Origin of the sequence: Pseudomonas sp. IT-P12 (genome assembly GCF_949767465.1) — a bacterium.
Lineage (GTDB): Bacteria > Pseudomonadota > Gammaproteobacteria > Pseudomonadales > Pseudomonadaceae > Aquipseudomonas.
In genome coordinates this window covers 263,996-288,626 of the sequence record NZ_CATKPY010000011.1, presented here as the reverse complement: position 1 = coordinate 288,626, position 24,631 = coordinate 263,996, and the positions used below count along the sequence as shown (strand labels likewise).

Annotated in this window: 21 protein-coding genes; 15 read left to right on the top strand and 6 right to left on the bottom strand. The window is 60.4% G+C overall.

From position 1 onward, the window contains the following. Positions 1–18: 18 nt before the first annotated feature. Positions 19–882 (top strand): universal stress protein, encoded by an 864-nt coding sequence (locus ACM6IM_RS04575; RefSeq protein WP_192303059.1) that lies wholly within the window; start codon positions 19–21, stop codon positions 880–882. Positions 883–972: 90 nt separating this feature from the next. Here ACM6IM_RS04575 and ACM6IM_RS04570 read toward each other — a convergent pair whose 3' ends face one another. Continuing rightward, entirely contained in the window at positions 973–1,443 is a 471-nt protein-coding gene (locus ACM6IM_RS04570; protein WP_192303061.1) for a DUF1289 domain-containing protein, read from the bottom strand. 406 nt (positions 1,444–1,849) lie between these two features. Here ACM6IM_RS04570 and acnB point away from each other — a divergent pair, with 406 nt between their 5' ends. Next, positions 1,850–4,459: a bifunctional aconitate hydratase 2/2-methylisocitrate dehydratase gene (acnB, locus tag ACM6IM_RS04565; RefSeq protein WP_414864829.1), complete on the top strand. Its 2,610-nt coding sequence runs from the start codon at positions 1,850–1,852 to the stop codon at positions 4,457–4,459. A gap of 366 nt (positions 4,460–4,825) precedes the next feature. On the opposite strand, the gene ACM6IM_RS04560 is transcribed toward acnB, so the two are convergent. Further along, positions 4,826–6,106: a serine/threonine transporter gene (locus ACM6IM_RS04560; RefSeq protein WP_414864325.1), complete on the bottom strand. Its 1,281-nt coding sequence runs from the start codon at positions 6,104–6,106 to the stop codon at positions 4,826–4,828. A gap of 266 nt (positions 6,107–6,372) precedes the next feature. Between ACM6IM_RS04560 and ACM6IM_RS04555 the strand changes: the two genes are divergently transcribed. From ACM6IM_RS04555 to ACM6IM_RS04535, 5 genes are all read left to right on the top strand, one after another. After that, complete coding sequence (locus tag ACM6IM_RS04555) at positions 6,373–6,756, top strand: tautomerase family protein (protein ID WP_414864324.1); 384 nt, start codon at positions 6,373–6,375, stop codon at positions 6,754–6,756. Positions 6,757–6,785: 29 nt separating this feature from the next. Then, positions 6,786–7,370 (top strand): TetR/AcrR family transcriptional regulator, encoded by a 585-nt coding sequence (locus tag ACM6IM_RS04550; protein ID WP_414864323.1) that lies wholly within the window; start codon positions 6,786–6,788, stop codon positions 7,368–7,370. A 110-nt stretch (positions 7,371–7,480) separates the two neighbouring features. Beyond that, positions 7,481–8,446 (top strand): 2-hydroxyacid dehydrogenase, encoded by a 966-nt coding sequence (locus ACM6IM_RS04545; RefSeq protein WP_414864322.1) that lies wholly within the window; start codon positions 7,481–7,483, stop codon positions 8,444–8,446. A 144-nt stretch (positions 8,447–8,590) separates the two neighbouring features. Continuing rightward, positions 8,591–9,658, top strand: a complete 1,068-nt coding sequence (locus ACM6IM_RS04540) for a phosphotransferase family protein (RefSeq protein WP_414864321.1) — start codon at positions 8,591–8,593, stop codon at positions 9,656–9,658. A 38-nt stretch (positions 9,659–9,696) separates the two neighbouring features. Then, the gene (locus tag ACM6IM_RS04535) at positions 9,697–10,464 is read left to right on the top strand and encodes an SDR family oxidoreductase (protein ID WP_201189983.1); all 768 of its coding nucleotides are present in this window, start codon (positions 9,697–9,699) and stop codon (positions 10,462–10,464) included. A gap of 587 nt (positions 10,465–11,051) precedes the next feature. Here the strand turns inward: ACM6IM_RS04535 and ACM6IM_RS04530 are convergent. Next, entirely contained in the window at positions 11,052–11,303 is a 252-nt protein-coding gene (locus tag ACM6IM_RS04530; RefSeq protein WP_414864320.1) for a DUF1652 domain-containing protein, read from the bottom strand. Between the two features lie 178 nt (positions 11,304–11,481). Then, positions 11,482–12,972: a PAS domain S-box protein gene (locus ACM6IM_RS04525; RefSeq protein ID WP_414864319.1), complete on the bottom strand. Its 1,491-nt coding sequence runs from the start codon at positions 12,970–12,972 to the stop codon at positions 11,482–11,484. A 175-nt stretch (positions 12,973–13,147) separates the two neighbouring features. Between ACM6IM_RS04525 and ACM6IM_RS04520 the strand changes: the two genes are divergently transcribed. The 8 genes from ACM6IM_RS04520 (at position 13,148) to ACM6IM_RS04485 (ending at position 21,661) form a co-directional block, all read left to right on the top strand. Then, positions 13,148–14,278: an RHS repeat-associated core domain-containing protein gene (locus ACM6IM_RS04520; protein ID WP_414864318.1), complete on the top strand. Its 1,131-nt coding sequence runs from the start codon at positions 13,148–13,150 to the stop codon at positions 14,276–14,278. 200 nt (positions 14,279–14,478) lie between these two features. Further along, positions 14,479–15,780: an OprD family porin gene (locus tag ACM6IM_RS04515; protein WP_414864317.1), complete on the top strand. Its 1,302-nt coding sequence runs from the start codon at positions 14,479–14,481 to the stop codon at positions 15,778–15,780. 248 nt (positions 15,781–16,028) lie between these two features. After that, a complete protein-coding gene (locus ACM6IM_RS04510; RefSeq protein ID WP_414864316.1) occupies positions 16,029–16,847 on the top strand; it encodes an NAD-dependent epimerase/dehydratase family protein in 819 nt (272 codons plus the stop codon). A gap of 44 nt (positions 16,848–16,891) precedes the next feature. Beyond that, positions 16,892–17,779, top strand: a complete 888-nt coding sequence (locus ACM6IM_RS04505) for an SMP-30/gluconolactonase/LRE family protein (RefSeq protein WP_201190009.1) — start codon at positions 16,892–16,894, stop codon at positions 17,777–17,779. A gap of 69 nt (positions 17,780–17,848) precedes the next feature. Beyond that, positions 17,849–18,820 (top strand): TRAP transporter substrate-binding protein, encoded by a 972-nt coding sequence (locus tag ACM6IM_RS04500; protein ID WP_192303112.1) that lies wholly within the window; start codon positions 17,849–17,851, stop codon positions 18,818–18,820. Positions 18,821–18,898: 78 nt separating this feature from the next. Further along, the gene (locus ACM6IM_RS04495) at positions 18,899–19,426 is read left to right on the top strand and encodes a TRAP transporter small permease (RefSeq protein ID WP_414864315.1); all 528 of its coding nucleotides are present in this window, start codon (positions 18,899–18,901) and stop codon (positions 19,424–19,426) included. Next, positions 19,427–20,707, top strand: coding sequence for a TRAP transporter large permease (locus ACM6IM_RS04490; protein WP_192303116.1), 1,281 nt, complete (start codon positions 19,427–19,429; stop codon positions 20,705–20,707). It abuts the gene before it with no gap. A gap of 81 nt (positions 20,708–20,788) precedes the next feature. Continuing rightward, the gene (locus tag ACM6IM_RS04485; protein WP_414864314.1) at positions 20,789–21,661 is read left to right on the top strand and encodes an aldose 1-epimerase; all 873 of its coding nucleotides are present in this window, start codon (positions 20,789–20,791) and stop codon (positions 21,659–21,661) included. Here the strand turns inward: ACM6IM_RS04485 and ACM6IM_RS04480 are convergent. Further along, positions 21,658–23,385: a NahK/ErcS family hybrid sensor histidine kinase/response regulator gene (locus ACM6IM_RS04480; RefSeq protein ID WP_414864313.1), complete on the bottom strand. Its 1,728-nt coding sequence runs from the start codon at positions 23,383–23,385 to the stop codon at positions 21,658–21,660. The two genes, ACM6IM_RS04485 and ACM6IM_RS04480, sit on opposite strands and share 4 nt — an antisense overlap. Further along, on the bottom strand, positions 23,369–24,532 hold the full coding sequence (ercA, locus tag ACM6IM_RS04475; protein ID WP_414864312.1) for an alcohol dehydrogenase-like regulatory protein ErcA: 1,164 nt from the start codon (positions 24,530–24,532) through the stop codon (positions 23,369–23,371). The genes ACM6IM_RS04480 and ercA overlap by 17 nt, the downstream gene beginning before the upstream one ends. Positions 24,533–24,631 lie beyond the last annotated feature (99 nt).

Below are 24,631 nucleotides of genomic sequence, written 5' to 3'. Positions count from 1 at the left end.
TTCCTGGAGATCCCGATCATGCAAGCCATTCGCAGCATTCTGGTGGTCATCGAGCCCGAACACTCGGAAAGCCTGGCGCTCAAACGGGCGAAATTGATTGCCGGCGTGACCCAGGCGCACCTGCATCTGCTGGTCTGTGATCGCAAGCATGACCACAGCGCCATGCTCAGCGTGCTCAAGGCCGCGCTGATCCAGGACGGCTACAGCGTCACCACCGAACAAGCCTGGAACGAGACCCTGCAGGAAACCATCGTCGATGTGCAGCAGGCCGAAGGCTGCGGCCTGGTGATCAAGCAGCACTTCCCGGACAGCCCGTTGAAAAAGGCGCTGCTGACCCCGGCGGACTGGAAGCTGCTGCGCTCCTGCCCTACCCCGGTGCTGCTGGTGAAAACCTCGAAACCCTGGACCGGCGGCGTCATCCTGGCGGCCGTCGACGTGGGCAATACCGACGGCGAACACCGGACCCTGCACGCCACCCTCATCGATCACGGCTACGACATCGCCAGCCTGGCCAAGGCGAGCCTGCACGTGATCAGCGCTCACCCTTCGCCGATGCTGTCGGCGGCCGATCCGTCGTTGCAGCTCAGCGAAACCATCGAGGCGCGTTATCGCGAGCAGTGCAAGGCGTTCCAGGCCGAGTTCGACATCGACGATGCACACTTGCACATCGAGGAAGGTCCGGCAGACGTGTTGATTCCGTTCATGGCCCACAAGCTGCAAGCGGCGGTGACCGTGATTGGCACGGTGGCACGGTCCGGGCTATCGGGGGCGTTGATCGGCAATACCGCGGAAGTGGTGCTGGATGCGTTGGAGAGCGATGTGCTGGTGCTGAAACCGGATGAGGTGATGGACCATCTTGAAGAGGTGGTTTCCCATCATTGACTTCAGAGCCGGATCGACCGCTTTCGCGAGCAGGCTCGCTTCCACAGGGACAGGTGTTCCACTGTGGCAGCGAGCCTGCTCGCGATGCTCTCAGCCGCCGAAGGCATCCTTGAGGAACCCGGGCGCAATGTAGCGCTGGTAATGCGCCTCGGAGAGCAGGAAGAACTCCCGATCGATCGCATCACGCAGCTCCGGCAGGTTCCAGTCGCGGAACTCCGGCAGCAAGACCATCCCATAGGCGTCCAGATTGTTGATCACTCTCGCGCCCCGGGCGATCAACTGGTAAGCCCAGCAATATTCCGACTGATGCGGCACGAAGCGGATCTTGCGCTGCTCCAGCTGCTGGCGCAGGCGATCGCGATCAAAAACCTCCAGCTTGGCGGCCATCACCTGAGACAACAATTGCTCCAGGCGCAGCCAGACCGCGCGTTTTTCCTCCTCGTTGTAACCGTTCCAGTTGATCACCTCGTGGTGGAAACGCTTGCAGCCACGGCAGACCAGGTCACCGTAAACGGTGGAGCAAAGGCCGACGCAGGGGGTCTTGATGGTCTGATTGGGCATAGTCAACAAAGCAAGGGGCGGCAGGACAGACGGGCATGTTAGCCCTTTGTCTAACATTCATCACCCCTCAAAGTTCAGGGGCTAACTTACCTTTAATTGTTTTTTGCCGTAGAATCGGCCTGCCTTTTTAGGCGCCAATGTCCGTAAGAAGCTGTTTTCAAAGCGTCACGAGCACAGTCGTTCCTTCAGAGCGGTGTTGGCGAAGGGTTTTTCCAGCGGGGAAACGCCCAACGCCAACCCTCATCAGCTCCCGTTCTGCAGGCGTAAAACTTTGAAAGCAGCTTCTGTAAGGAATGGCCGGTAATTCTGGCTAAGTGGCTCACAACGCCATGCAGCGCATGAGTACGGTCATTTCGGGATGAGCGTCCCGGACACCCATTTGGGACCACTGATGAGGGTAATAACTGTGCTTGAAGCCTACCGCAAACATATCGAAGAGCGCGCAGCACTGGGTATCGTTCCCCAGCCGCTTAACGCCGAACAAACTGCAGGCCTGGTCGAGCTGCTGAAGAATCCCCCGGCTGGCGAAGAAGCTTTCCTCGTTGACCTGATCACCAATCGCGTACCACCAGGAGTGGACGAAGCCGCCTACGTCAAGGCCGGCTTTCTCTCCGCACTGGCCAAGGGCGAAGTCACCTCCCCTCTGTTGGACAAGAAACGCGCTGTAGAACTGCTCGGCACCATGCAGGGCGGCTACAACATCGTGACCCTGGTTGAGCTGCTGGACAACGCCGAACTGGCGCCAGTGGCCGCCGAAGAACTCAAGCACACCCTGCTGATGTTCGATGCCTTCCACGACGTGGCTGAAAAAGCCAAGAACGGCAACGTTCACGCCAAGGCCGTGCTGCAATCCTGGGCTGAAGGCGAGTGGTTCAAGAAGCGCCCTGTACTGGCCGACAAGATCAGCCTGCGCGTATTCAAGGTCACCGGTGAAACCAACACCGACGACCTGTCCCCTGCTCCGGACGCCTGGTCCCGCCCGGACATCCCGCTGCACGCCCTGGCCATGCTGAAAATGGCTCGCGACGGCATCGTGCCTGACGAGCAAGGCAAGACCGGCCCGATGAAGCAGATCGAAGAAATGCGCGGCCAAGGCTTCCCGATCGCCTACGTCGGTGACGTGGTCGGTACCGGTTCCTCGCGTAAATCCGCGACCAACTCGGTGCTGTGGTTCTTCGGCGACGACATCCCTTACGTACCGAACAAGCGTGCCGGTGGCTTCTGCTTCGGCAGCAAGATCGCTCCGATCTTCTACAACACCATGGAAGATGCGGGCGCACTGCCGATCGAGTTCGACGTATCCAACATGAACATGGGCGACGTGATCGACCTGTACCCGCATGCTGGCAAAGTCTGCAAGCACGGTACCGACGAAGTCATCACCACCTTCGAAATGAAGACCCCTGTGCTGTTGGACGAAGTCCGTGCCGGCGGTCGTATCCCGCTGATCATCGGCCGTGGCCTGACCGAGAAGGCTCGCGCCGAGCTGGGTCTGCCGGCGTTCGACCTGTTCAAGAAGCCTGAAGCCCCGGCCGAAAGCACCAAGGGTTTCACCCTGGCGCAGAAAATGGTCGGCAAGGCTTGCGGCCTGGCAGAAGGCAAAGGCGTTCGTCCTGGCACCTACTGCGAACCGAAGATGACCACCGTGGGCTCCCAGGACACCACCGGTCCAATGACCCGTGATGAACTGAAAGACCTGGCGTGCCTGGGCTTCTCCGCTGATCTGGTGATGCAGTCGTTCTGCCACACCGCGGCCTATCCAAAGCCGATCGACGTGACCACCCACCACACCCTGCCCGACTTCATCATGACCCGCGGCGGCGTTTCCCTGCGTCCGGGCGACGGCATCATCCACTCGTGGCTGAACCGCATGCTGCTGCCGGACACCGTCGGTACCGGTGGTGACTCGCACACCCGTTTCCCGATGGGCATCTCGTTCCCGGCCGGTTCGGGCCTGGTCGCGTTCGCGGCCGCCACTGGCGTCATGCCGCTGGACATGCCGGAATCGATCCTGGTGCGCTTCAAGGGCAAGATGAAACCTGGCATCACCCTGCGTGACTTGGTTCATGCCATTCCTTACTTCGCCATCCAGAATGGCCTGCTGACCGTCGAGAAGAAAGGCAAGAAAAACGCCTTCTCCGGCCGCATCCTGGAAATCGAAGGCCTGGAAGGCCTGACGCTGGAACAGGCTTTCGAGCTGTCCGACGCGTCGGCTGAACGTTCGGCTGCCGGTTGCACCATCAAGCTGTCGAAAGAATCGATCACCGAGTACCTGCAATCCAACATCACCCTGCTGCGCTGGATGATCGGCGAAGGCTACGGCGATGCTCGTACCCTGGAACGTCGTGCCCAGGCGATGGAAGCCTGGATCGCCAACCCGCAGCTGATGGAAGCCGATGTCGACGCCGAATACGCCGAAGTCATCGAAATCGACCTGGCCGACATCAGCGAGCCAGTGCTCTGCGCGCCGAACGATCCGGACGACGCCCGTCTGCTGTCCAGCGTTGCTGGCGAGAAGATCGACGAAGTGTTCATCGGCTCGTGCATGACCAACATCGGTCACTTCCGCGCTGCCGGCAAGTTGCTGGATCAGGTCAAGGGTCAGCTGCCAACCCGTCTGTGGCTGTCGCCGCCGACCAAGATGGACGCTCACCAACTGACCGAAGAAGGCTACTACGGCATCTACGGCAAGGCTGGCGCACGCATGGAAATGCCGGGCTGCTCGCTGTGCATGGGTAACCAGGCACGCGTAGAGCCGAACTCGACCGTCGTGTCGACGTCGACCCGTAACTTCCCGAACCGTCTGGGTGACGGCGCGAACGTCTACCTGGCTTCGGCCGAGCTGGCGTCCGTGGCTTCCATCCTGGGTCGCCTGCCGACCGTCGAGGAGTACATGGAATACGCTGGCAAGATCGACAGCATGGCGGCCGATGTCTACCGCTACCTGTCCTTCGACCAGATTGCCGAGTTCCGTGAAGCGGCAGCGAACGCCAAGATCCCGGTCGTTCAAGCCTAACGCTACCCTGCAATGAAAAACGCCGCCCATCGTGAGATGAGCGGCGTTTTTTTATGCCCTCGACTCAGCCCTTGAGGGCTTGTTGCACCGCGCCATCCACACTCAGGCCGCTCAGGGTCACGCCATTGGCAGCCACCTCTGGCAGCTCGGCCAGCGCGCTCAATGCCTGATGCTTGAGACGGGTGCACCGCGTTATCGTCCATCGCGAGCAGGCTCGCTCCCACAACGAGCTGCAAGGTATCTGCAATCTGCGTCCCCCGCCGCTCCCACAGTATGCGCGCGCGTCCGCGATCCGGGCCCGGCGCAAATCACTGTGGGAGCGAGCCTGCTCGCGATGGCGGCGTATCAGTCCCCCACTGACGCCTGTCAGGCGCTGAGCGAGTACACCAGCGCCGTGATCGCCACCAGCCCTACCGCCACCACAAACACGTTCGACGCCTGGCCGCGATAACGCGCCATCGCCGGGACCTTGCGGATCGCGTACATCGGCATCAGGAACAGAATCGCCGCGATAACCGGCCCGCCGAGGGTTTCAATCATTCGCAGGATGCTTGGATTCCACGTCGCGACCAGCCAGCACACCACCAGCATGAAGGCGGCCGTCATGCGATCGAGTGTCTTTGGCGTCGGGCGCCTGCCGCTTTTGACGATCAAGCCTTTCAGACCTTCACTGGCCCCGATGTAGTGGCCCAGGAACGACTTGGAAATCGCCACGAACGCAATCAACGGCGCCGCGAACTCGATGGTCGGATTGTTGAAGTGGTTGGCCAGGTACGACAGGATCGACAGGTTCTGCGCCTTGGCTTCGGCCAGTTCGGCCGGTGACAGGGTCAGCACGCAACTGAAGACAAAGAACAGCACCATCACCACCATCAACAAGTGAGCGCGGGACAGGATCTGCGAGCTGCGCGCTTCGGCGTGCTCACCGTAGCGACGCTTCTGGTCCACCGCGAAGGCCGAGATGATCGGCGAGTGGTTGAACGAGAACACCATCACCGGAATCGCCAGCCACAGCGTGTGCAGCAGCGCCGACGGCTCAGGCAGCGTCGAGGCGGTGCTGAGGATGCCGCCGTTCCAGTGCGGAATCAGGAACACCGCCAGGAACAGCAACGCCACGATGAACGGATAAACCATCAGGCTCATGGCCTTGACGATCACCTGCTCGCCGCAACGCACCACCACCAGCAGGCCGAGGATCAGCACCAGCGACAGGATGGCGCGCGGTGGCGGCGCAATGTGCAGCTGATGTTCGAGGAAACTGCCGACCGTGTTGGTCAGGGCCACGCTGTAGATCAGCAGGATCGGAAAGATCGCGAAGAAATAGAGCAAGGTGATCAGCGCCCCGGCCTTGATGCCGAAGTGCTCTTCCACCACTTGCGTGATGTCCGCGCCTTCGCGACCGGACAACACGAAGCGGGTCAGGCCACGGTGCGCATAAAACGTCATGGGGAACGCCAGCAGCGCGAGGATCAGCAACGGCCAGAAGCCGCCCAGGCCCGCGTTGATCGGCAAGAACAGGGTGCCGGCGCCGATGGCCGTGCCAAACAGGCCCAGCATCCAGGTGGTGTCATGACGATTCCAGCTTTCGAGGCTGACAGGGTTCGCCGCTACATAGCGTTCGCTGACGCTATTGGCCTGATCATTCATCCGGTGGGATCTCCGCATTCCGGTCGGTTGCTACCCGACCAGGACGAGTCGGAAAACCCGACAGGCAGCGCCCTGGCCGAAACAGGGGCGCGATTGTCCGGGATTAATCAACAGAAGCAAAGACTTAGCGGAGCAATGGTGTGGCGGATCAGACCAGATGTAGCTTTTTCTTCAATGTTTGCGGCATCGAATCACTCAATCCTGATTTTATAAAGTTCTCACATCATGTATTTTCACTGAAACCTGTATCCTTCCGGAGCTGCCTCATGCCACTGGTTCGCATCGATATCAAGAAACACCAGGACCCTTCTTTCGCCCAGCGCATCGGCAAGCTGGTCTATGCCGCCATGCACAGTGCCATTGGCGTACCGGAGAACGATAACTTCCAGATCCTCGCCGAACACGACGAACAGCATTTCATCTTTGACCCGCAGTACCTGGGGATCAACCGCACCGACCAGTTGGTGGTGATCCAGATCACCCTCAGCGAAGGCCGTACCGTGGAACAGAAGAAGCTGCTCTACAAGACCATTGCCGACAGCCTTCACGGGCAGATGGCGGTGCGCCTGGAGGACATTTTCATTAATCTGGTCGAAGTGAAAAAAGAGAACTGGTCATTCGGCAACGGTATTGCCCAGTACGCCCTCTGACCTCAACCCCTGATATCTGTGAGCCATCCATGCCCCGTGTTTCCCGCAAGCAAGCCGAACTCAACCGAGAAATCGTCGTCGAGGCCGCCACTCGGCTGTTTCGCGAACGGGGCCTGCATGGCATCAGTGTCGTTGATGTCATGGGGGCCGCAGGGCTGACCCATGGTGGCTTTTATGGCCATTTCGAGTCTAAAGAGGCCCTGGCCCGGGAAGCCTTTGGCCGCGCCTTCAAGGAGTCGGGCGAGCGCTGGAACGAACGGATGGCTGGCCACACGGATAAGACAGCCGCCCGCCAGGCGGTGATCGAGCCCTACCTTTCGGCTGCCAGTCGCGACAATCCGGGAGAAAGCTGTCCGGTCGCCGCTTTTGTCGGCGACATGTGTCACGAAGCGACCGACAGCGGCTTGCGCCAGACCTTCGTCAAAGGCATCGATTCGTTGCTCGAGACCCTTGTACCCCTGATGGACAGCGGTGACCCCGAGCGTGATCGACAGCAGGCACTGGTGCAATATGCACTGATGGTCGGTGCGCTGACACTGGCCCGGGCCACCCGTGGCGACGACCTGTCCGATGAAATCCTGGCGGCAGCGAACAGCTTTTTGAAGGCGCCCTAACCACTCTCTCCCGTTCCGCTATGATCATCTGGCAGCGTGCGACATTTTCGCGTTGCCGATGCGCTGCCAGTCTGCAATCTCAAGGGATATTCGAGCCACAGGAGCCCAGCATGCCCGCAACCGTCCTGGTTTTGGTTGAAACCATCAATGACTACCTGCCGATTCTCGAGCATCAGGGCTTTCACCTGATTCTGGCCCCGACCCCGGCCGAACGCGCCGAAGCCATCGCCACCCACGGCGCACGTATCGATGCGGTACTCACCCGTGGCCCACTGGGGCTGTATGCCGAAGAAATCGCCGCACTGGCGGCGCTGAAGATCATTTGCGTGATCGGAGCCGGTTACGAACACGTCGACCTGCAAGCCGCCGCTGATCGCGGCATCACGGTCACCAATGGCGCCGGGGTCAACGCCTCTTCGGTCGCCGACCACGCCATGGCGATGCTGCTGGCGCTGGTGCGGGACATTCCCCGTGCCGACGCCGCCGTGCGCCGGGGCGAATGGCCGAAGATCATGCGCCCTTCCCTGGCCGGCAAACGCATGGGCATCCTCGGCCTGGGCGCGGTCGGCATGGCCATCGCCAAACGCGCGGCCAATGGTTTCGACATGAGCATCAGCTACCACAACCGCCAGCACCGCAGCGACGTGCCCTACACCTTCTGCTCGACGCCGACCGAACTGGCGCGGGCCTCGGATTTCCTGGTGGTGGCCACGCCCGGCGGCCTCGGCACCCGCAGCCTGATCAACAAATCGGTGCTGGATGCCCTGGGCCCCAACGGTTTTTTGGTCAATATCGCCCGGGCCAGCGTGGTGGCCACCGTCGACCTGATCAGCGCCCTGGAGCAACGGCGCATCGCCGGCGCAGCGCTGGATGTGTTCGACCATGAACCGCAGGTGTCCGACGCCCTCAAAGCGCTGAGCAACGTGGTGCTGACGCCGCATGTCGCCGGCCTGTCGCCCGAAGCGACCCAAGGCACCGTCGAATTGGTCGGGCGTAACCTGACGGCGTACTTTTCCGGCCATCCGGTACTGACTCCGATCCAACTGCCGGCGACCGAGCACAAGGCGTTCCTGTAGGACAATTCAAACAGGTGTATCAAAAGCAATGATTGTCCGGCAACACGCCTGCCTATAAGGGCCGATCGCGGTTGTGGGGATGGGGTGTGCGCTTTAGATTAGCTTCAATCTCAGGCCTCCAGAATAAGCAGAACAGGGATACGCATGACGCTTACTGACAAGTCCACCCGCATCCGCACCGGCGAAGAGCTCGATGCCAGCCTGATCGATCCATACCTCAAGGCGCACATTCCCGGCCTCAGTGGCTTGCCGCAGATCAGCCAGTTTCCGGGCGGTGCGTCGAACCTGACCTACCTGCTGGAATACCCTGGCCAGGAGTTCGTCCTGCGCCGCCCGCCGTTCGGCCACAAGGCCAAGTCCGCCCATGACATGGGTCGTGAATTTCGCATCCTCAATCAACTGCGTGACGGCTTCCCCTACTGCCCCAAGGCCTACGTGCACTGCACCGATGAGTCGGTGATCGGCGCCGAGTTCTATGTGATGGAACGGGTCAAGGGAATCATCCTGCGCTCGGAACTGCCGCCGGAACTGGGCCTGGATTCAACGAAGACCGAAGCCCTGTGCAAGAGCTTCATCGACCGCTTCGTCGAGCTGCACCAGGTCGACTACAACGCCTATGGCCTGGGTGACCTGGGCAAACCCGAGGGCTACGTGGCGCGGCAGATCAAGGGCTGGAGCGATCGCTACGAAAAGGCCCTGACACCCGATGCGCCGCACTGGGAAACCGTCAAGGCCTGGCTCAACGACAAGATGCCCGCCGACCATCCGACGTCAAGCATCGTGCACAACGACTACCGCTTCGACAACGTGATCCTCGACCCGAACAACCCGATGCAGATCATCGGCGTGCTCGATTGGGAACTCACGACCCTCGGTGACCCGCTGATGGACCTGGGCAACACCCTCGCCTACTGGATCGAAGCCAGCGACCCGGCACCGGTGCAAATGATGCGACGCCAGCCAAGCCACGCACCGGGCATGCTGACCCGCCGCGAGTTCGTCGATTATTACGCCCAGCGCTCGGGCATCCAGATCGACAATTTCGATTTCTACTACACCTACGGCCTGTTCCGCCTGGCCGGCATCGTGCAGCAGATCTACTACCGTTTCTTCCATGGCCAGACCCAGGACAAACGCTTCGCTTCGTTCATTCACGTGAACAAGGTACTGGAGCAGATGAGCTTGCAGGTCATCCAGAAATCCAGCCTCTGATCAGCCCAGATACTCAGGCCCAACAATAAGGAACACCCATGTCCAAGACTCAGTTGTTCGACCTCGACGGCAAGATCGCTTTCGTTTCCGGCGCCAGCCGCGGCATCGGCGAGGCCATCGCCAAACTGCTGGCGCAGCAAGGGGCGCATGTGATCGTCTCCAGCCGTAAGCTCGAAGGCTGCCAGCACGTGGCCGACGCCATCATCGCTGCGGGCGGCAAGGCCACCGCCGTCGCCTGCCACATCGGCGAAATGGAACAGATCAGCCAGGTGTTCGCCGGCATCCGCGAGCAGTTCGGCCGCCTGGACATCCTGGTCAACAACGCCGCGACCAACCCACAGTTCTGCAACGTGCTGGACACCGACCTCAGTGCCTTCCAGAAAACCGTCGACGTGAACATCCGGGGCTACTTCTTCATGTCGGTGGAAGCCGGCAAGCTGATGCGCGAAAACGGTGGCGGCAGCATCATCAACGTGGCGTCGATCAACGGTGTATCACCCGGGGTTTTCCAAGGCATCTACTCGGTGACCAAGGCCGCGGTGATCAACATGACCAAGGTCTTCGCCAAGGAATGCGCGCAGTTCGGCATTCGCTGCAATGCTCTGCTGCCGGGCCTGACGGACACCAAGTTTGCGTCGGCACTGGTGAAGAATGAAGCGATCCTGAACACCGCGCTGGCGCAGATTCCGCTCAAGCGCGTGGCGGATCCGAGCGAAATGGCCGGGGCGGTGTTGTACCTGGCGAGCGATGCGTCCAGCTATACGACCGGGGTTTCGTTGAATGTGGATGGGGGGTTTCTGTCGTGATGACGGGTGGGTAGAAAAACTTACCGAGGACAATTCGCTTAGAACGAATTGGATAACTGACTCGCGCATTGATTGCTCAAGCGATTCAGGCCGTGCCTGTCATCAAATCACTGAAGCTTGACGTTCGTTGAGCACAAAAATGGAAGGCAGACTGAGGGGGTGTACTCAGCCTGCCTTCTTCAGTTCACGCCTCTACGGCAGCAACACAGGCCCGCCAGGCGTTATTGAGTAACGCAACGAGTCGTGGTGGTGACTCGGGTCACCTGTCCGTCCTCGCCCCGCACATCCCCGAGCACATCGGTTTTGTCCATTTCCTGACAGGTGCGCTCAGGAGGTGGCGGCGGCGTAACGGTCGGGGGTGGCGGCGGACTGGCGCATCCGGCAAGTATCGCCGTACAGAAGGCCAGCGACAGGGGTGTACAAACGCGTTTCCCAGGATTCTTCATAGGTTGACCCGCGATAAGTGATCGACACCCTTTTGTGACAACAGAACGGGCGTGCTAAATCCATGCGGCTGTCATAAAAAGTGTTCGTGGTGTCGGCGACTGCGCAATCACGGGTCAAATGACGTATCAGGCTGGCATTTGTTACATCGTAGGGTTGGGGTAATGGAGGGTGTTGCTCTGCAATTCGTAACGCAGCTCTTCAATCAGCGCCTCCACCGATTCCGCCGATTGCAGCCTGGCGATATTCAAGCCACTGACGACCAGATCAACCTGTCCCGAGACGGGGTGGTAAAGCTTGACGGTCAATGAATGGTCTCCTGAAATCGTGCATTCGCACGCCAGAGGCGAAAAGCTCCTCTCTATCTGCAGTCGCAAGTGGGTCAATGAGATCATTGCCGGAGCGCCAACAGGTGAGATTCGACTCGATTCATGAACAGGTTCCTTTAACGATTTCGAAGAGAACAGGCAGGCCGTCCGCAGACACCTCCCGCACTCCATCAGCCTAAGAACCGAAAGACCCGCTCAACACATGAATTTGCACCATGCCTGTTAGTGCATTTGCACCTTAGCGCTACTCCTTGTTCCGCCACTCCCCCGAAAACAACCCACGTTCACGCGCCCAGACAATCGCCTCGCTGCGGCTATGAACATCCAGCTTGGAATACACCGTCGCCACATGATTGCGCACCGTATTGGGCGCCAGCTTCAGTCGTGCCGCGATCTCCTTGTCGGCCAGGCCTTCACAGATCAGACCGAGTACATCGCGTTCCCGGGCGGTCAGGTCGGTAAATGACACGCTGAGCAGTTTTGGCGAGTTGACACTTTTCACATTCGCCAGCTTTTCAATCAGTGTGCGGCTGAACCAGGAGGCATCCTTCATCACCTCTTCGATGGCGGCGACCAACTCCAGCTCGGTGCGTTTGCGCTCGGTAATGTTCATCAACACCATCAGGTAGCAAAGTTTGTCCTGGATGTTCACGGTGTCGGCAGAAATGGCGCAATCGATCAATTGGGCATTCTTACAGCGAGCACTGACGTCGATGCGATCGAGGCTGCCGGTTTTTTCCAGCGCTGCAAACAGTCGCGAGCGGGTTCCCGCGTCATGGATGAAGTCGATGTCGGCAATGGTCTTGCCCAGCACTTCATCACTTGGGTAAGCAAAGGTATCGAGGAATGCTTCGTTGACATCCTGCACCACGTGATCATCTGCGCCGCACACCAGGATAGGCACCGGGCTCAGGCGAAAAGCCTTGGCGAAGCGTTCTTCGCTCTGGCGCAACGCGACTTCGACCTTGTGGCGCGGCTCCATGTCCACGAAAGAAAACAGCATGCAGGCTTCATCGTTGAGCTCCAGCGGCTGCCCGGCAACGATCACCTGCTTGGTTCGCCCCTCCGCGACCTTCAGCTCGGCCTGCATCTGGGGAATGGTGGCGCGCTCGCGTAGACGCTGAATGGCCAATTCTTTCTTCTCGGCACCCTCGAGAACGTCCAGCTCATAGGTCGAAGCCCCGATCACCTGATCTCGGGAGTAACCGGTCATTTCCAGGAAACCGGGGTTGACCTTGATGAAGCGCAAATCACTGAGACGACAGATCACCGCTGGCGCCGGGTTGGCGTTGAAGGTCTTTTCGAAGCGCTGCTCGGCGCTGGCCCACTCGCTGACATCGGTCATGATCAATACCAGCGATTCGGGCTCGCCATCGCGGTCGGTGAGCACCAGGCTGCGCACGCTGTGGACCCAGGAGCGTTCCGGGTCGACGCTGGAGGACACCTCCACCAGCACATCATCAAAGGTCTCGCCTCGCGCCACGCGCTGTATCGGATAGTTGTCGTCAGGCAACGAATGGTTGTTGCGATAGCGCAAGTCGAAGCGTTCGGCATATTCCTTGGCAGTGGCGCCCAGATCGCTGACCCGGCTGACACCGTGCATCGCCAGCGCGGCGTCGTTGGCCCAGAGAATGGTCTGGTCGAGTTCGACCAGGATCACGCCATCGGACAAGCCGGCAATGATCTGCTGCAACTGGCGGCGATTGGTTTCGGTGGTCAGGACGTCCTGGCTCATTGGGGCTCCATTGGGCAGCATTCTGTGAAAATGTCGACCACTGTAGTTGTCGATAGTGCCGCCTATGCTGCATGAACCTGCCGCTCACGGAGAGTGCGACTATCAGTTCTGATAGTGGACAAATCCCAGTGCATCTTTGAAGCTGAACACGTTCACTTCCGCCGAGGATGGCGTCATGGCGAGCCCAGCACGAAACCTTGAGCGGTACTATATCTACGATCCGCTGGACCGCCTGACAGGTGCAGGATCCGTACGCGCGGTCACCGCTCAACGCTTTTATCAGGAAGGCCGCCTCGTATCGGAACTGGACACGGACAGCCAGACAACGATTTTTCGCCATCAGGCTCAAGCACTGGCACAACATCGAAGTGCAGCGGGGGTGATCGATGCCCTGATACTGATGACAGATCGCTCGCATTCGGTCTGCCGCGCCTACACGGAGGGTGACGAAGAGAACTTTTCATACACGGCCTACGGCTACCACGATGCAGCGGGCAGCCTTGTCCCCCTGCTCGGCTTCAACGGTGAATGCCCGGATATCCTGACCGGGCATTACCCATTGGGCGCGGGTAACCGGTTCTATATACCGAAGCTTATGCGTTTCAATCGTCCCGATATTCGCAGCCCGTTTGATGAGGGTGGGATCAATGCGTACGCTTATTGTGAGGGGGATCCTATAAATTTTGCTGATCCCACGGGCTCCGTGAAGCTGCCATTTGCTCAAAGGGCCCTGGCCGAATTGGCTAGTTCTCGACCTACCGTTATCAGGCACACATCCACAAGCCTCACGACCGGTGCAAGTGCAAGGCGAAGTGTGATTGTTTCAAATCCACAATCCCTCACCCAATTCCCCGGTACTGCCGCTGCGCAGCAGAGTGTTTCACGACCCAGCGGTTCCTCCGTATCGCTCGCGGGTAAGGAAGGGTATGGACCGAACCGTAACACAGGCTATGAACTCGCAACGCCCGTCGCTCTCGAACTGCCACGGACGCGTTCGAACTTTCCCACCTCTCTGAACCCGAGCCCAGAGGCGCTCTGGAAAAGAGGTCTGGTCGAAAAAGGTCAACTTTACGACCAACTGTTAAATACCGATGGCTTCGAGACAGTTGCCACCGCTACTCAACGCAAGAACATCAAGACCTTGCGGAAGTTGGTCAAGCGTCGGGGAGCTACTGCGGAAGAGGTTAAAAAACTCAAAGCAAGGCTGAGATTTTTGGAATTAAGGATCAAAAACAACAGTGTCGACTATCACCTTAGCCCAGGCCGGACGGCTCGACGGATTCAGAGGGTTAGAGAGGGCAGTTAAAAGAACGTTGGGTGCTGCGAGCTGCTAAAAATCCTGTCTAATCGCAAAGCTCCAATCGGAACAAAAATGACATGCTCCAGGAAAAGTCATCGTATAACCCCCATTGACAATCCTCAAAAAACTCGCGAATAATCGATCCCAATGTTGTACGACGACGTATAACAAAAAATAAAAACAACAAAAACCTAGGGAACGTCACTGTGAGCAAACTCGCCCGCAATTCCTCCGTCTGCACCTCCCGTTTTACCTTTGTCCGCCGCCCTGCCCTGAGCCTGATCGGTTGCAGCGGCCTGGCTGTCCTCGCCATGCCCATGACCAGCAGCGCCGAAGGTTTCGTCGATGATGCCAAGGCGACCCTGAATCTGCGCAATGCCTACTTCAACCGCAATTACACCAACCCGGCGTACCCGCAGGGCAAGGCGGAGGAATGGACGCAAAACTTCATCCTCGATGCCAGGTCCGGCTTCACCCCGGGCCCGGTCGGTTTCGGCGTGGATGTGCTCGGCCAGTTTTCGCAGAAGCTCGACGGCGGCAAAGGTACCGGGGGAACCCAACTGCTGCCGATCCACGACGACGGCCGCCCGGCAGACAACTTCGGGCGCCTGGGCGTGGCGCTCAAAGGCAAGGTGTCGAAAACCGAATTGAAAGTCGGTGAATGGATGCCCGTGCTGCCGATTCTGCGCTCCGACGACGGTCGTTCGCTGCCGCAGACCTTCCGTGGCGGCCAGGTGACGTCCACCGAAATCAGCGGCCTGACGCTGTACGGGGGGCAATTCCGGCAGAACAGCCCACGTAACGATGCGAGCATGGAAGACATGTTCATGAACGGCAAATCGGCGTCGTTCAGCTCCGACCGTTTCAACTTCGGTGGCGGCGAGTATGCGTTCAATGACAAACGCACCCAGGTTGGCGTCTGGTACGCCGAATTGAAGGACATCTACCAGCAGCAATATTTCAACCTGAGCCACAGCCAGCCGATCGGCGACTGGACCCTGGGCGCCAACCTCGGTTACTTCATCGGCAAGGAAGACGGCAGTGCCCTGGCCGGCGACCTGGACAACAAGACCGCGTTCGCCCTGCTGTCGGCCAAGTACGGTGGCAACACCTTCTACGTCGGCCTGCAGAAACTCAGCGGCGACGACGTCTGGATGCGCGTCAACGGCACCAGTGGCGGCACCCTGGCCAACGACAGTTACAACTCCAGTTACGACAACGCCAAGGAAAAATCCTGGCAGGTGCGCCATGACTACAACTTCGTCGCCCTGGGCGTTCCAGGCCTGACATTGATGAACCGCTACATCAGTGGCGATAACGTGCACATCGGGACGATTACCGATGGCAAGGAATGGGGCCGCGAATCGGAACTGGCCTACACCGTGCAGAGCGGTCCGCTGAAAAACCTCAACGTCAAATGGCGCAACGCGAGTATTCGCAAGAGCTTCAACACCAACGAATTCGATGAGAACCGGATTTTCATCAGCTATCCGATTTCGTTGTTGTAAACACCGTCCTGACCCAACTCGTATCACTGTGGGAGCGAGCCTGCTCGCGATGGGTTCAGGAGCGCGTACATCAGCCTGCCTGCGTCCTGGTTGACGATCATCGCGAACAGGCTCGCTCCCACAGATTCCAGTCGTCCAATTTTCACCAAAGTCGCGTTGACAAGAGCCAAAAACCCTTACGATACTTCCGCAGCGTCGTACGACAACCTACAACAAATTCAATAATGCTTTTGCGTACAGGAACCACCATGACCACCACGCCCAATGCCCCTTTCAATCGTCTCCTGCTGACCGGTGCTGCCGGTGGCCTGGGCAAAGTGCTGCGCGAAAGCCTGCGGCCCTACGCCAAGGTGATTCGCCTGTCGGACATCGCCAACATCGCCCCGGCCATCGATGAACGCGAAGAAGTCGTGATCTGCGACCTCGCGGACAAGCAAGCCGTGCATCATCTGGTCGAAGGGGTAGACGCGATCCTGCACTTCGGCGGCGTCTCGACCGAGCACTCGTTCGAAGACATCCTCGGCGCCAACATCTGTGGCGTCTTCCACATTTATGAAGCGGCGCGCCGTCACGGCGTGAAGCGAGTGATTTTCGCCAGCTCCAACCACGTCATCGGTTTCTATAAACAGGATGAAGTGATCGACGCCCACTCCCCTCGCCGCCCGGACAGCTACTACGGCCTGTCGAAATCCTATGGCGAAGACGTGGCCACCTTCTACTTCGATCGCTATGGCATCGAAACCGTGAGCATCCGCATCGGCTCTTCGTTCCCGGAACCGCAGAACCGCCGGATGATGAGCACCTGGCTGAGCTTCGGTGACCTGACCCACCTGATCGAGCGCGCGCTGTACGCGCCGAACGTCGGCCACACCGTGGTCTACGGCGCTTCCGACAACAAGAACGTCTGGTGGGATAACCGCTACGCCACCGCCCTGGGTTATGTACCGAAAGACACTTCCGAAGTGTTCCGCGACAAGATCGAAGCGCAACCGATGCCGGCCGCCGATGACCCGGCGATGGTGTATCAGGGGGGCGCCTTCGTTGCAGCCGGCCCGTTCGGCGACTGAGGTTTGAGCAGATCCCATAACAAAAACAAGGGGAACAAGGCGCCATGCAAGCCGAATTGATTGTCGATGCCCGCAACGCGGTCGGTGAAAGCCCGGTCTGGGTGCCCGAGGAAAACGCCCTCTACTGGGTGGATATTCCGGTCGGGGCGCTGCAGCGCTGGAGCGCCGACAGCGGTCGGGTCGAGCGCTGGACCACCCCGGAAATGCTCGCCTGCATCGCCCGCCACCGTGACGGCCATTGGGTGGCCGGCATGGAAAGCGGCTTTTTCAGCCTGCACCCCCACGCCGACGGCAGCATCGACAGCCAGTTGCTGGCCCACATCGATCATGCCCGCACGGACATGCGCCTCAACGATGGTCGCTGTGATCGCCAGGGGCGTTTCTGGGCCGGCAGCATGGTGCTCGACATGAGCGCCAATGCGGTCGAAGGCGAACTGTATCGCTACAGCGCCGGACAACGCGGGCCACTCACCGCGCAACTGGAGGGTTTTATCGTGCCCAACGGCCTGGGCTTCAGCCCGGATGGCCGGACCCTGTACCTGTCCGATTCTCATCCGCAGGTCCAGCAGATCTGGGCGTTCGATTACGACACCGACAGCGGCACGCCGTCGAACCGCCGGCTGTTCGTCGACATGAAAGCGTTACCCGGCCGCCCCGATGGCGCGGCTGTCGATGCCGAAGGCTGCTACTGGATCTGCGCCAACGATGCCGGGCTGATTCACCGTTTTACCCCGGACGGTCGCCTCGACCGCTCCCTCACCGTTCCGGTGAAAAAACCGAGCATGTGCGCCTTCGGTGGCAGTCGACTGGACACGCTGTTCGTGACCTCGATCCGCCCCGGCGACGACCAGGACCCGCAATCGCTGGCCGGTGGCGTATTCGCCCTCGACCCGGGCGTCAAAGGGCTGGCCGAACCCCTCTTCACCCCCTAGCTACAGGCAACTCTGCTGCACCGCTGCGCCTTGAATACAAAAAAAATAACAACACTGGAGACTCACCCCATGGACTTCAAACGCACTCTGCTCGCCGCTGCACTCCCCCTCGTGTTCACCCTCAGCAGTGCCGTCCAGGCGCTGGAAATCAAATTCGCCGACATCCACCCGGCCGGCTACCCGACCGTCACCGCCGAAGAACAACTGGGTAAAACCCTGGTGGCCGAAAGCGACGGCAAACTGACCTTCAAGATGTTCGCCGGCGGCGTGCTGGGGTCGGAAAAGGAAGTGATCGAACAGGCCCAGGTCGGTGCCATCCAGATGGCGCGCGTCAGTCTGGGCATCGTCGGGCCGGTTGTGCCTGACGTGAATGTGTTCAACATGCCGTTCGTGTTCCGCGACCAGGCGCACATGCGCAAGGTCATCGACGGCGAAGTGGGCGACGCCATCCTCGACAAGATCACCGATTCCGAGTTCGGCCTGGTCGCCCTGGCCTGGATGGACGGCGGCACGCGCAACATCTACACGAAAAAGCCGGTACGCAAACTGGAAGACCTCAAGGGCATGAAAATCCGTGTCCAGGGCAACCCGATGTTCATTGAAACCATCAACGCCATGGGCGGAAATGGTATCGCCATGGACACCGGCGAAATCTTCAGCGCCCTGCAGACGGGCGTGATCGATGGCGCGGAAAACAACCCGCCGACCCTGCTCGAGCACAACCATTACCAGAACGCCAAGTTTTACAGCCTGACCGGTCACCTGATCCTGCCCGAGCCGATCGTGATGTCGAAAATCACCTGGGACAAACTCAGCCCCGACCAACAGGCCCTGGTGAAGAAAGCGGCCAAGGCTGCCCAGGCCCAGGAGCGCACCCTGTGGGACGCCAAATCCGCCAGCAGCGAAGAGAAGCTCAAGGCGGCGGGTGTCGAGTTCATCACCGTCGACAAAAAGCCTTTCTACGAGGCCACCGCCTCGATCCGCGAGAAGTACGGCGCGCCCTACGCTGACCTGATCAAGCGCATCGAAGCCGTCCAGTAATCCTCTCTGTACTCATGAAAGGCCCGGCGCCGCGCACGTGGCTGTACGTCCGCGCGCGCCCGGTTACGGTGGAACCCGATGAAGAATTTATTGTTGAGTATCAACGACAGGATTTACATGACCTGCATCTGGGTCGCCGGTCTGTCGGTGCTGGCCATTGCACTGATCATTCCCTGGGGCGTATTCGCCCGTTACGTACTGGGCTCGGGCTCCAGTTGGCCGGAGCCTGCCGCGATCCTGCTGATGATGGTGTTCACCTTTATCGGTGCCGCCGCCAGTTACCGCGCCGGTGCGCACATGGCGGTGGCCATGCTCACCGACCGCATGGACCCGCCCGTGCGCAAGGCCGTGGGTATTTTCTCGCAACTGCTGATGGCCACGGTGTGCCTGTTCATGACCATTTGGGGCACCAAGTTGTGCCTGTCCACCTGGAACCAGTTCATGGCCGCCCTGCCGTCCCTGCGTGTAGGCATCACCTATATGCCCATTCCCGTGGGCGGTTTGCTGACGCTGATTTTTGTCTTGGAAAAACTGCTGCTCGGTGACCAGAGCAACCGTCGGGTCGTGCGTTTCGACCTGGTTGAAGAAAGCGAAGGTGGCGCATAAATGGACGCTCTGATTCTGATTGGCAGTTTTCTCGTGTTGATCCTGATCGGCATGCCGGTGGCGTATGCCCTGGGCCTGTCTGCGCTGATTGGCGCCTGGTGGATCGATATTCCGTTCCAGGCGCTGATGATTCAGGTCGCCGGCGGCGTCAACAAGTTCTCCCTGTTGGCGATTCCGTTTTTCGTACTGGCCGGCGCAATCATGGCCGAGGGCGGCATGTCCCGCCGATTGGTGGCGTTCGCTGGCGTGCTGGTGGGTTTCGTGCGCGGTGGCTTGTCGCTGGTCAACATCATGGCCTCGACCTTCTTCGGGGCGATTTCCGGCTCCTCGGTCGCGGACACCGCCTCGGTGGGTTCGGTGCTGATCCCGGAAATGGAACGCAAAGGTTATCCGCGCGAGTTCGCCACCGCCGTGACCGTCAGCGGTTCGGTACAGGCGTTGCTCACCCCGCCCAGCCACAACTCGGTAATCTACTCGCTGGCGGCCGGCGGTACGGTGTCGATTGCCTCGCTGTTCATGGCGGGCATCGTCCCGGGCCTGTTGATGAGCGCGTGCCTGATGGTGCTGTGCCTGATCTTCGCCAAGAAGCGTGACTACCCCAAGGGCGAAGTCATTCCCCTCAGGCAGGCACTGAAAATCTGCGGCGAAGCGATGTGGGGCCTGATGGCGATGGTCATCATTCTCGGCGGGATTCTCTCGGGGGTCTTCACCGCCACCGAGTCGGCCGCCATCGCAGTGCTCTGGGCGTTCTTCGTCACCATGTTCATCTACCGCGACTACAAGTGGAGCGAGTTGCCGAAACTGATGCACCGCACGGTGCGGACCATCTCGATCGTGATGATCCTGATCGGCTTCGCCGCGAGTTTCGGCTATATCATGACGCTGATGCAGATCCCGGCGAAAATCACCACGCTGTTCCTGACGCTGTCGGACAACCGCTACGTGATCCTGATGTGCATCAACGTCATGTTGCTGCTGCTCGGCGCCGTGATGGACATGGCCCCGCTGATCCTGATTCTCACGCCGATCCTGCTGCCGGTGATTCTGGGCATCGGTGTCGACCCGGTACACTTCGGCATGATCATGCTGGTGAACCTGGGGATTGGCTTGATCACACCGCCCGTGGGCGCGGTGCTCTTCGTGGGGTCCGCCGTGGGCAAGGTCAGTATCGAAACGACTGTGAAGGCGCTGCTGCCGTTCTACGCCGTGCTGTTCCTGGTACTGATGGCCGTGACCTACATTCCGGCACTGTCGCTGTGGTTGCCGCACCTGGTGTTGTAACCGGGCTTCGTTGACTTGCAGGGGTCCGGTTCGCCGGCTCCTGCAAGCCATCCCACGTCCTCCTTCATATCGCTGGTCAATATGACGTCCACACTGCTTGAACTCGAAGACGAACTCACCCGCCTCATCCTCTGCCCCGACACCGGTGGCGCCATCGTCAACTGGACGGTGCTGCGCAGTGGACAGCCGCTGTTGCGTCACAGCGACGCCGAGGCACTGAGCACCGGGCTTGCCAACAAACTCGGCGGATTTCCCCTGGTGCCCTGGTCGAACCGCATTTCCGACGACGGTTTCGACCGCCCGGATGGCTGGCTGGCCCTGGAACCCAACACGCTGACCGATCCTTATCCCATCCATGGCAGCGCCTGGCAGCAGCCGTGGCAGGTGGTTTCGCGGACAACCGATGAAGTGCTCCTGCAACTCGACAGCAGCACCCCGTTCGCCTACCGCGCCCGGCAACGGTTTCACTTGAGCGGCGGCAAACTGAGCATCGACCTGCACGTCACCCATCTGGCCGAACGCGCTGCCTGGCATGGCCTGGGGTTGCACCCCTATCTGCCGCGCACCCGCAGCACCCGGTTGCAGGCCAAGGCCGGGCAAGTCTGGTTGTGCGATGCGTCCAAAATGCCGACCCGACTCAGTCCGCTGCCCGCCGATTGGGATTTCCACTCATTCAAAGGCCTGCCCGACACCCTGGTCGATAACGGTTTCTGCGGCTGGGATGGGCATTGCCTGATCCAGCAGGCGGACCTGGGCTATGAACTGGAATGCCAGGCCCACGGCAGCGAATACTTCCTGCTCTACTGCCCGGTGGGCCTGGATTTTTTCTGCATCGAGCCGGTCAGCCATCCGGTCAATGCCCACCATCTGCCAGGCCGCCCGGGTCTGGTGTTGCTGGAGCAGGACCAAAGCACGCAATTGGGTTTCAGCCTGCACTATCGCGAGCTGGCCTAACCCAGCATCTGGCTCAGCACCGCCCGCAGCTTGCCGGGTTTCACCGGTTTGTTCAGCAGCGGTGCATCGAGCCTTTGCAGCGAGCGCCGGCATTGATCGGTGCGGTCCGCGGTGATGATCACCGCCGGAATCGTGCGGCGGAAATGTTCACGCAGACGCCGCACCACTTCGCAACCGACCACGCCGTGGTCGAGGTGGTAGTCCGCCAGGATCAGTTCCGGCGCTTGCCCTTTCAACGCCGCCAGTGCGGCAGCTTCATCGGTGGCGGTGACCACCTCGCAGCCCCACTGCCCGAGCAGCGCGCTCATGCTTTGCAGAATGCTCACTTCATTGTCCAGCACCAGCAAACGCCGGCCCGGTAACGGATTGCCCGTGCCCGGTTGCGGCGGCGCGAGGCTGATGGGCAATGGCACCTCCATGGAAATCGGCACCTCGATGCTGAACAGCGAGCCGCGCCCCGGCCGCGACCGCACCTGGATCCGGTAGTCGAGGATCTTGGCGATCCGCTCGACAATCGCCAGCCCCAGGCCGACGCCCTTGCGGTCGGCGGCGCGGCCGACATCCAACTGATTGAATTCGAGGAAGATCGAATCAAGGCGATCCGCCGGGATGCCCCGCCCGGTGTCCCAGACTTCCAGCCGCAAAAAGTCACCGCGACGCCTGGCCCCGAGCAGGATGCTGCCCTGATCGGTGTAGCGGCAGGCGTTGCTGAGGAAGTTGCGCAGGATCCGGGTCACCAGGCGCAGGTCGGTACGAATGGCGTAGTCGCCCATGTGCACACGCAAGCCCAACCCGGCGGCTGCGGCGACCGACTGGAACTCCGACACCAACGGCCCGAGCAACTCGTCGAGGCGGTACAAGGCCACATCCGGCTTGACCGCTGCCTGATCGAGGCGGGAAATGTCCAGCAGGTCGGTGAGCAGGTCCTCCGCACCTTCCAGGGCTTGATGGGTGCGTTCGACCAGCACCTGCTCGACTTCCGGCAACTGGCGCTCACGCAAGGTGGAAATCAGCAAGCGCGCGGCGTTGAGCGGTTGCAGCAAGTCGTGACTGGCCGCCGCGAGGTATTTGTCCTTGCTGCGGTTGGCGGCTTCGGCGGCATCACGGGCATCGCGCAGGGCTTCGGCGATCTGCTTGCGCTGGGTGATCTGCTGCTGCAGGTTGCGATTGGCCTCCAGCAACTCGTCGGTACGCGAGGTGACCCGCTGCTCCAGTTCGTCATTGAGTTGTTGCAGGCGCTGCTGCGCCAGCTTGCGCTCAGTGATGTCGGCAACGAACCCTTCCACCAGCCCTTCCTGGCCGGGTTTGAGCAACAGGTTCATCAACACGTCGAGGTGACTGCCGTCCTGGCGCCGCAATTGGGTTTCGTAGCCGTGCAGGCTGCCCTGGTGGCGGAGGATTTCGCCGATGTTTTCCAGCTCCTCGGCGCCGCCGACGAACAGGTTGCTCGCCAGGTCCGCCAGGGAAAACAAGACTTGCTGAGGATTCTGATAGCCGAGCATGCGTGCCATCGCCGGGTTGGCGGCGCGCATGCCTTGCAACAGGCTGGCCTGGAAAATGCCATGCACGGCATTTTCGAACAGCCACTTGTAGCGATTGCGCTCGGCTTCGAGCTCATCCAGGCGCGCGGCCAGTTCCGGGTAATGACTCTTGCGCGCCGAGTGACTGCCTAACCCCAACAGCCCCGCCAGCGCCCGTTGCTGATCGTCAGAGGGCTTCGCCATAGACGACCTCGACATCACGCTGGCTGGACTCGCGCGGGTTGGTCAGGATGCACGGATCGTCCATGGCGTGTTGCGACAGGAACGGAATGTCCGCCGTGCTGACCCCGTGCAGACCCAGGGTTTCATGGAAGCCGATCGCATGCTTGAGGGCAATCAGGTGTTCCACCAGGCGTCCGCAGATCTGCCGATGATTGAGCCCGCGGCAATCGATGCCGAAGGTCTCGGCAATCACCTTGAAACGCTCCGGCGCCGAGCTGTAGTTGAACGCCACCACATGCTCGACCAGCACCGCGTTGCACAGGCCATGGGGCAGGTCCAGGAAGCCGCCCAGGCTGTGGGACATGGCGTGCACCGCGCCGAGGATCGCGTTGGAGAACGCCAGCCCGGCCTGCATGCTGCCGAGCATGATTTTCTCGCGCAGGGCGATGTCCGTCGGGTTGGCGATCATCTGCACCAGGTTGCCGTTGATCAGGCGCATCGCCTCCAGCGCATGGGGGTCTGTCAAGGGTCCGTGGCCCGTGGAAACGAAGGCCTCGATGGCGTGCACCAGCGCATCGATGCCGGTACAGGCGGACAGGAACGGGTCCATGCTCAGGGTGGTTTCCGGGTCGATCAGCGACACGTCCGGCACCACCGCCTTGCTGACGATGGAAAACTTCATGCGTTCCTGCTGGTTGGAAATGATCACGAACTGCGACACGTCCGCCGACGTGCCGGCGGTGGTCGGAATCAGGATCAGTGGCGGGCTGGGCACGCGGATGGTGTCCACGCCCTCGAATTCGAGGATGCTGCGCCCGTGGGCGACGACGATGCCGATGCCCTTGCCGCAATCCATCGGGCTGCCGCCACCGACGGCGACGATCACGTCGCAATGGTTTTCCCGGTACAACTCGGCGCCGAGCATGACTTCCTCGACCCGGGGGTTGGGCGACACATCCTTGTACAGGCAGTAATCGATGCCCAGCGCCTGCAGGCTGGCCTCGACATCGGCCACCCACCCGGCGGCGATCACCCCGGGGTCGCTGACGATCAGCACCTTGCGGGCCCCGAAGGTCTTGGCGTAATTGCCGACGTTGTGCCGGCACCCGGCACCGAAAATGATTTCAGGCGAAACGAATTTACGCAGCTGGCTGAGACTCTGGCTCATTGGAAAGCCTGTTTTTATTGTTTTGAAAGGTAAAGCCACACTAACCCATCCGGCTGCGAATGCAATCAGACCAATTGATGGGTGTGCTCAATACCTGGT